The following is an 8,611-nucleotide window of genomic DNA, read 5'->3' as shown; positions in this document are numbered from 1 at the left end:
TGTGGGCGCGCGCTCCCCGAGACCACAATGGATACCCCATCCAATGTCCAAAATTTTGACCGTCGGTGAAATCCTCGTCGAACTGGTGGCGACCACCAGAGGCGACGGGTTTCGCGAGCCGCAACCCCTTGTCGGCCCCTTCCCGTCCGGTGCGCCCGCCATCTTTGTCGATCAGGTCGGCAAGCTCGGCTATGAGGCGGCGATCATTGGTCGGGTCGGTGACGATGATTTCGGCCACCTGAACATCGCCCGTCTCACCCGCGATGGCGTCGATATTTCTGGCATCGACGTGGCGCCTGACGAAGTCACCGGCTGCGCCTTTGTTCGCTATCGCGAGGATGGCTCGCGCGCCTTTCTCTTCACCATGGCCCAGAGTGCCACGGCAACCCTCAACCTCACCCCGGCGGCCACCGCTTTGATGGCCAGTTGCGACCACCTGCACATCATGGGCACCGCCCTTTCCGCCCCCGGCATGGCCAATGTCGCACTTGAGGCTCTGCGCCGGATCAAGGCGCGTGGCGGCACACTCAGTTTCGATCCCAACATCCGTCCCGAAATCCTTGGTGCGCCGGGCCTGCGCGTGCGCCTGCTTGAAGTTCTGGACCAGACCGACATCTTCATGCCTTCGGGCGATGAGCTTTTCCTGTTCTCGGAGCGCGCGGATGAGGCCGGTGCGATCGACGACCTGCTCGCGCGCGGAATCCGCGAGATCGTTCTGAAACGCGGCGCAGAGGGAGCCAGCCATTTTAGCGTCGAGGGTCGCCATGACATTGCCGCGCTTTCGGTTCGCGAAGTCGACCCCACCGGCGCTGGCGACAGTTTTGGCGGCACTTTCGTCGCCCTGCGTCTGGCCGGTGTGCCGCCCGTCGCAGCACTGCGCCAGGCCAATGCGGCAGGTGCCCTGGCTGTCACCCGACAGGGACCGATGGAGGGCACGTCGACCCAAGCCGCGCTCAATGCCTTTCTGAAAGACACCTTTCCTGAAGATGCGGAGATCTCCACATGACGACCCACCCGCTTGCCGATATTGCCTCATGGGCAGAGACACCGGGACCAAACGGTATCCCCTCAGTGTGTTCCGCCCATCCGATCGTTCTTGAAGCCTGCATGCGTGCGGTTCTGCCCACCTCTCTGCCTCTCCTGATCGAGGCAACCTGCAATCAGGTGAACCAAGACGGTGGTTACACGGGCATGACCCCGCAGGATTTTCGCGATCGGGTCTTTGCTATCGCAAACCGCACCGGTTTTCCACACGAACGCCTGATCCTTGGCGGCGATCATCTGGGCCCGAACCCCTGGAAAGCCCTGCCCCCGGATGCCGCCATGCAAAAGGCCGAAACCATGATCGCCGCCTACGCCCGTGCAGGGTTCACCAAGCTGCATCTGGATTGTTCCATGGGCTGTGCCGGCGAACCGGTGGCGCTGGGGGATCATCAGACCGCTGCCCGCGCCGCCCGCCTCGCCGCCGCAGCCGAAGCCGCCCAGCCGGGTCCCCCCGTGCCACCGCCGGTCTATATCATCGGCACCGAAGTCCCGGTTCCTGGTGGCGCGATGGAGGCTCTCGACACGCTCGAAATTACCTCCCCCGCCGCCGCCCGCACCACCGTCGACATACACCGGGCGGCCTTTGCCCAGGCGGGTCTTACCTCCATTTTCAATCGGGTCATCGGCCTCGTGGTGCAACCCGGCGTGGAATTCGGCAATCACAATGTGATCGACTACGCCTCCCCCGCCGCCCGCGCCCTGAGCGCCGCGCGCGCCGACTTGCCCGGCATGGTTTTCGAGGCCCACTCGACGGACTATCAAACTCCCGCGGCCCTGACCGCCCTTGTACGAGATGGATTCGCGATCCTGAAAGTCGGTCCCGGCCTGACCTTTGCTCTGCGCGAGGCCCTATACGGGCTTGACCTGATCGCCGAAGAACTCCATCCCGACGTCCGACCGATCTGCCTGCGCGCCACTCTGGAGCAGGTTCTGCTCGACCACCCGGCGTATTGGCTGTCCTATTATGAGGGCACCCCGGAGGAGCAACGCCTGCTGCGGCATTTTTCGCTCAGCGACCGCATCCGCTATGTCTGGCCAGACCCAAGGGCCAACGCGGCTGTGACCACCCTGCTTGAAATGCTCGGTGCGGACGCAATCCCGGAGCCGCTGATCAGCCAATATCTGGGCCAGATTGCCGCCAGAGTGCGTGCAGGCCACCTTGCCGCCGACGCAAACACCCTGTTGCTGGCGAGCATTGAAACCGCCCTCGCCCCCTATATCGCCGCAACGCAGGAGCTGCAGGGCAGATGAAACGCCTTTTCATCGCCTCACACGCTCCACTCTCGTCACCTTGACCTTATTTGGCGCACATGCAGATGGCGGCAAATATGGGACACACCTTTGAAGGCCAACACGCCATATGCGGCTGGAGAAACACCGCGCAAACGGTCACTTCCATCCCCCCTCCTCGCGCACCTCACGCATGATTTCGACGATCAGGCCCCCAATCGTGCGCACCGCGCCTTTGCGCCGCTGTTCACGGCTTGTCGCGACACATTAGGGCCATGTCACCTCTGGGTCGGTGACCGGGCGCGCATCGAGTGTCCCCTGATGTTTTTCGACGATCAAAAAGCGGAATGCCCAGATCCCGTTCAAGGCCGGCGATCTGGCGGCTGAGCGGGGGGTTGGGCAATACGCAACCGGCCCGCAGCCTTGGAAAAGCTTTGTTCCTCGGTCACACAGACGAAATGGCACAAAGCGCGCTTCGTCAGAGGCCAGGAACAACGCGGCATTGGCGGTGTCGCACCCGTCGCCCATCCAGCCCATCGGGTTGCGTTTGAGGCGGCTTTCCAAAAGCTTATCGACATCCCCTGGAGGAGCCGCCGACATTGTTGACGAGGATGCCAACGGTGCCAAAACGAACGGTCCACACAGGCGGTCACCATGGCCTCAACCGCTTTTCTGTCGGTGACATCACACAGGTAAGGTTCGACCTCGCCCGCCACGGCTTTGACCCGCTCAAGGGTTTCGACCATCGTGTCGGATTTGAGATCAACGGCAAAGATTTTTGCGCCTTCCTCTGCAAACGGCACGCAAGCCGCACGACCGTTGCCCCAGCCCTGACCAACACAGCCCGCGCCGGTGATGAGTGCGATTTTTCCTACGAGACGACCAGCCATCAAATATTCTCCTTGAAACCGTAAAGTTGAGCAGGGTTGTCGACCATCAGCGTGTTCAAAAACGTATCGGTCGGCGCGATGTCCGCGAGCAGATCAAACAGATCACCATCATCTGGCGGATCTGCGAGAAAGTTCGGGTGCGGCCAATCGGTGCCCCAACCGGTGCGGTCCGGAAACCATTCAACGATGGTGCGCGCGAAGGGGATTGCATCCGCATGGGGCGGATCTTGGCGTGAGATGCGTTCAGAGCCGGAGACTTTCGATCAGATATGATCATGGTCCAACAGCCGGCAATCCCCATCTGGTCATGCAGGCGGAACAAATCTTCGGCCACCGCCTCAGCGGGTTTGAATTTGCCGGCCCGGAGTGGTCAGGACTTGACCTTCCTAAAAATTTGATCATATTTTTGCACAAGTTCTCGTCCACGCTCGGAGTTGCGCACAAACTGCCGTGCTGGCTCCTTTTATGTGTGGCGATACTGTGGCCGCATGCCACCACCGCATTCCGACCCGGCCTGAGTGTTCGGGCGTGATCATCAAAGGACATTGATCGCATGAGTGACAATCATTTGCCCACCGCAGAGCTTCAGGCGCTCGACGCCGCCCATCATATGCACCCGTTCACCGACAGCGCGGAACTGGCCAGGAAAGGGGCGCGGATCATCACCTCCGCCAAGGGCGTGTGGCTGACCGACAGCGACGGCGAAGTGATCCTTGATGCGATGGCTGGTCTTTGGTGCGTCAATATTGGATACGGGCGTCAGGAATTGGTCGACGTCGCCGCCCGCCAAATGTTGCAATTGCCGTTCTACAACACCTTTTTCCAAACCTCGACCGTGCCCGCGATCATGTTGGCCAAACGTCTGGCCGAGCTTGCGCCGGGGGATTTGAACCATGTGTTTTTCAACGGCTCTGGCTCGGATTCCAACGACACAAACCTGCGCATGGTGCGCCATTATTGGGCCGCCAAGGGCCAGCCGGAGCGGTCCATCGTCATCTCGCGTTGGAATGGCTATCATGGCTCGACCATGGGGGCGGCCTCTTTGGGCGGGATGAAGGGCATGCATGCCCAAGGCGGTTTGCCGATCCCCGGCATCGTGCATATTGACCAGCCTGATTGGTGGTCCGAAGGCGGCGATATGACACCCGAAGATTTCGGGCTGGAACGAGCCCGTCAACTGGAGACGAAAATCCTTGAGCTTGGCGCGGATAAGGTCGCAGCCTTTATCGCGGAACCGGTGCAGGGCGCAGGCGGCGTGATCGTGCCCCCCGTCACCTACTGGCCTGAAATTCAAAGGATTTGTAAGCAATATGGCATCCTGTTGATCGCCGACGAAGTGATCACCGGCTTTGGCCGCACCGGCAACTGGTTCGGCTGTCAAACCATGGGCTTCACCCCCGACATCATGACCTGCGCCAAGGGCATCACCTCGGGCTATATCCCCTTGGGCGCGTCCATTGTCTCGGACGAGATTTTCAACACACTCGATGCCGCCGACGAATTCGCCCATGGCTATACCTATGCAGGACATCCGGTCGCCTGCGCCGTGGCGCTCGAAAACCTGCGCCTGTTGGATGAGGACGGCATTGTTGAACGCGCGGGGTCTGAGATCGCGCCCTATCTGAAAGAAAAATGGGAAAGCCTGACCGATCACCCGCTGGTTGGAGAGGCCAAAATCGTCGGTCTCATGGGCTCCATCGCCCTGACGCCAAACAAAGCCACCCGCGCCAAATTCGCAAGCCCCACAGGCACTGTCGGCTATTACTGTCGCGAGCGCTGTTTTGCCAATAATCTGGTGATGCGCCATGTTGGCGACCGGATGATCATCTCGCCGCCATTGATCATCACCAAGGCGGAAATCGACATCCTGATCGACCGCGCGCGGCTCTCACTGGACGAAACTCTGGCCTATCTCAACGCGGAGGGGCTGAACGTTTCAGCATAACTTTATGGACATTCTCACCATCAACGACACGCCCGGCCAACACCCCCGCTCCTTTTACGCCGCCACAGCCGAAGCGCCCGGTCCCTATCCGATGGCCGAGGGCGCGATCAAGGCCGATGTCTGCGTCGTTGGCGGCGGCTACGGCGGGCTGTCTGCGGCGCTGCATTTGGCACGTCAGGGCTTGGATGTGGTGCTTTTGGAGGCCTCGCGGGTCGGCTCCGGCGCCTCTGGTCGCAATGGTGGTCAGGTCTCCACCGGGCAGCGGTTGGAACAGGGCGATCTTGAGACACTCGTCGGTCTCGATACGGCGCGGGTGCTTTGGGACATGGGATCTGAGGCGGTCGATCTGGTCAAGGCGCTGATCCGTGAAGAGGGCGATGGCTGTGGCTGGACCGATGGCGTCATTCACGCCAATCACCGTGCCCGCTATGGCGCCCATTCCAAGGCCCATGTCGAGCATCTCAATACCACCTATGGCTATGACAAAATCCGCTTTCTCTCGCGCGACGAGATCCGCCACGAGGTCGGCAGTCCGGGCTATCATTCCGGGTCGCTGGATATGGGATCGGGGCATTTACACCCGCTGCGCTACGCTTTTGCCTTGGCGCGTTTGGCCGAGGCGGCAGGCGTGCGAATCTATGAAACCTCACGCGTCACCAAGGTGGACACGGCGGCAAAACCACGGGTTCACACCGGGTCTGCCCTGATCGAGGCCGATCATCTGATCGTGGCGCTCAACGGCTATCACAACAACCTGTTGCCCACGGTCAGCCGTCGGGTGATGCCGATCAATAATTTTATCGCGGTGACGGAACCCCTGCCCCAGGATCTCGCCAACAGCTTGATCCCGAACCGCTATGCCGTGGCCGACTCGCGCTTTGTGATCAATTACTTCCGCCTCTCCGAGGACAATCGGATGATTTTCGGCGGTGGCGAAAGCTATGGTTATAGGTTCCCGGCCGATCTGCGTGCCAAGGTGCGCGGGCCAATGTTGGAGGTATTTCCTCAACTCAAATCGGCCAAAATCGACTATGCTTGGGGCGGCACTTTGGGCATCACCATGTCGCGCCTGCCGCATTTTGACCGGCTTGGCCCCTCTGCCCTCTCCATTGCCGGATTTTCCGGTCAGGGCGTGGCGCTTGCAACTCTCGCAGGCAAAATCGCCGCCGAGGCCATCGCCGGTCAGGCCGCGCGGTTCGATGTCATCAACCACCTGCCGACGCCGCGGTTTCCGGGCGGTCCAAAGCTGCGCACACCGCTTTTGGTTGCGGCGATGACGTGGTATGCTCTGCGTGACAAGTTTTAAGAAATTCAAACAGATATGAGGCTCACATGACGGAATTGAAAACGGATCGCTTCTATATCGGTGGGCAATGGGTTGCCCCCAAAGGCCATGAGACGCTCGATGTGATCAACCCGGCGACGGAGGAAATCTTTGCATCTGTCGCCATGGGCACCACCGCTGATGTGGACGCCGCCGTGGCCGCGGCCAAAGCCGCCTTCCCAGCCTTTTCACGCACCACGAAAGCGGAGCGTCTGGAGCTTTTGGCCGCGATCCGCAGCGCCTACCAAGCGCGGTATGACGAAATGGCCCAAGCGATTTCCGAAGAAATGGGCGCGCCGATTTCGCTCTCGGACCGGGCGCAGGCTGCGGTTGGCATTGGCCATTTGGACGGTGTGGTCAAGGCGCTTGAATCCTTTGAGTTTGACCACAAAAACGCCGTGGGCGATATGATCCTGCATGAGCCGATTGGTGTTTGTGGGTTCATCACGCCATGGAACTGGCCGATCAACCAAATCGCGCTCAAGGTTATTCCAGCCCTTGCGGCGGGTTGCACGATGGTGCTCAAACCCTCCGAGTTGACGCCGATGAGCGCGCTTTTATACGCGGAGATTTTGGCAGACGCCGGTGTGCCCGCAGGCGTGTTCAACCTTGTGAACGGTGACGGCCCGACTGTCGGGGCGGCGATTTCCAGCCACCCGGATGTGGCGATGATCTCCTTTACCGGCTCGACCCGGGCTGGCGTGGAAATTTCCAAAGCCGCCGCCGCCACGGTCAAACGTGTTACGTTGGAATTGGGCGGCAAATCCCCCAACATCCTGTTGGACGATTGTGATCTGGACGCGGCGGTCAAACGCGGCGTGCGCCATTGTTTCCAAAACACTGGCCAAAGCTGCAACGCGCCCACGCGGATGTTGGTGCCCGCAAGCCAATATGAGACCGCGATGGAGATTGCCAAAGAGGCCGCAGAGGCCACCACTGTGGGGCTGCCGTCCCTGCCCGGCTCCCACATCGGTCCGCTGGTGTCACAGATGCAATATGACCGGGTGCAAAGCCTGATTCAGGTCGGGATTGAGGACGGTGCGCGCGTGGTTGCGGGCGGCCTTGGCCGTCCCGAGGGATTTAATCGTGGCTATTTCTGCCGTCCCACCGTGTTTGGCGATGTGACCAATGACATGCGCATCGCCCAAGAAGAGGTGTTTGGTCCGGTTTTGGTGATGATCGCCTATCAGGACGACGCGGACGCCGTGCGCATCGCCAATGACACGCCTTACGGGTTGGCCGCCTATATCCAGACCGGCGACGAGTCCCGCGGGTTGGCCATGGCGCGCGACATTCGTGCGGGTATGGTGCATCTCAATGGCTCGGACATTTCTTATGGCTCGCCTTTTGGGGGCTATAAACTGTCAGGAAATGGGCGTGAAGGCGGCGTCTACGGAATCGAAGATTTCTGTGAAATCAAGGCAATATCCGTCTAAGCTCAGGTTTCGCCCAAACTGCACCTACACCAATGACGCGCCGTCCGAAAGGATGGCGCGGACGTTTTCCATCCCCTGCAACACATCAGCCCGGATTGCCTCCGCCGCTGCATCCGCGTCGCGCATCCGCAGCGCGGCAATGGCGGCCATATGCATATCCGGCAGGTTTTGTGTGCCAAACCGCGTACACATCACCCGCAGCGCCGGGGCCGAACGCAGCCACAACGCATCGACAATGGGTCCAATCACTTCGGCCTGTGCCGGGGCGTACAGGGCCATGTGAAACCGGTGATTGTGGATCATGTATCCACGGGTGTCACCCGCGCGCATCGACTCGTCAATCGCCTCATCTATCTCTTCCAAGGCTGTTATGTCCTCCGCGGAAATGCACATCGCCGCACGCCGCGCCAATTCGGGTTCCAGGCCACAACGGGCGAGGATCAACTCGTCCACTTGCGCCAGCGTCAGTACGGGCACCGTCACCCGGCGGTTGCCATGGAAAATCAAAGCGCCCTCAGAAGTCAGCCGACGAATGGCCTCACGCACGGGCGTCATGCCGGAGCCGAGTTGGTCAATCAGCCCCTGGATGGTGACAGGTTGGCCGGGCACCAGATCGCCAGAAAGGATCAGATCACGAATCCCGCGATAGGTGCGCAGGTGGGCAGGTTCCTTTACTTGGATGGCCGTCATCATCGTCTTGATCCTTCGCGGTGCATCTGTCTCTCATTTGATCCCATAAAGG

General features: G+C 60.6%; 8 protein-coding genes and 1 pseudogene. 5 read left to right on the top strand and 4 right to left on the bottom strand.

Features of this window, described 5'->3' with window-relative positions; all coding sequences use genetic code 11:
* Positions 1 to 43: 43 nt before the first annotated feature.
* Entirely contained in the window at positions 44 to 1,006 is a 963-nt protein-coding gene (locus B30_RS10050; protein WP_009571941.1) for a tagatose kinase, read from the top strand.
* Complete coding sequence (locus B30_RS10045; protein WP_009571940.1) at positions 1,003 to 2,295, top strand: D-tagatose-bisphosphate aldolase, class II, non-catalytic subunit; 1,293 nt, start codon at positions 1,003 to 1,005, stop codon at positions 2,293 to 2,295. The genes B30_RS10050 and B30_RS10045 overlap by 4 nt, the downstream gene beginning before the upstream one ends.
* A 226-nt stretch (positions 2,296 to 2,521) precedes the next feature.
* Here the strand turns inward: B30_RS10045 and B30_RS22745 are convergent, their stop codons facing one another.
* From B30_RS22745 to B30_RS21730, 3 genes and pseudogenes are all read right to left on the bottom strand, one after another.
* Positions 2,522 to 2,677, bottom strand: a complete 156-nt coding sequence (locus B30_RS22745) for a helix-turn-helix domain-containing protein (RefSeq protein WP_353617586.1) — start codon at positions 2,675 to 2,677, stop codon at positions 2,522 to 2,524.
* Entirely contained in the window at positions 2,637 to 3,164 is a 528-nt protein-coding gene (locus tag B30_RS10035) for an SDR family NAD(P)-dependent oxidoreductase (RefSeq protein WP_009571939.1), read from the bottom strand. The genes B30_RS22745 and B30_RS10035 overlap by 41 nt, the downstream gene beginning before the upstream one ends.
* Positions 3,164 to 3,412, bottom strand: a pseudogene (locus B30_RS21730) (amidohydrolase family protein); the annotation flags it as partial. The gene B30_RS10035 and the pseudogene B30_RS21730, both read right to left, overlap by 1 nt.
* Positions 3,413 to 3,717: 305 nt before the next feature.
* Between B30_RS21730 and B30_RS10025 the strand changes: the two are divergent.
* The 3 genes from B30_RS10025 to B30_RS10015 are packed head-to-tail and all read left to right on the top strand — an operon-like array spanning position 3,718 to position 7,869.
* Complete coding sequence (locus B30_RS10025) at positions 3,718 to 5,109, top strand: aspartate aminotransferase family protein (RefSeq protein ID WP_009571937.1); 1,392 nt, start codon at positions 3,718 to 3,720, stop codon at positions 5,107 to 5,109.
* A 4-nt stretch (positions 5,110 to 5,113) separates the two neighbouring features.
* Positions 5,114 to 6,415 carry an NAD(P)/FAD-dependent oxidoreductase gene (locus B30_RS10020; RefSeq protein WP_009571936.1) on the top strand — a complete coding sequence of 434 codons (1,302 nt, stop codon included), beginning with the start codon at positions 5,114 to 5,116 and terminating at the stop codon, positions 6,413 to 6,415.
* A 26-nt stretch (positions 6,416 to 6,441) separates the two neighbouring features.
* Positions 6,442 to 7,869 carry an aldehyde dehydrogenase family protein gene (locus tag B30_RS10015; protein ID WP_009571935.1) on the top strand — a complete coding sequence of 476 codons (1,428 nt, stop codon included), beginning with the start codon at positions 6,442 to 6,444 and terminating at the stop codon, positions 7,867 to 7,869.
* 24 nt (positions 7,870 to 7,893) lie between these two features.
* Here the strand turns inward: B30_RS10015 and B30_RS10010 are convergent, their stop codons facing one another.
* A complete protein-coding gene (locus tag B30_RS10010) occupies positions 7,894 to 8,562 on the bottom strand; it encodes a GntR family transcriptional regulator (protein WP_009571934.1) in 669 nt (222 codons plus the stop codon).
* Positions 8,563 to 8,611: the final 49 nt, after the last annotated feature.

Source organism: Celeribacter baekdonensis B30 (assembly GCF_000299875.1).
Classification (GTDB): Bacteria; Pseudomonadota; Alphaproteobacteria; order Rhodobacterales; family Rhodobacteraceae; genus Celeribacter; species Celeribacter baekdonensis_A.
Note: the sequence above shows the minus strand (reverse complement) of the source record. Positions and strands in the feature narration are given on the sequence as shown.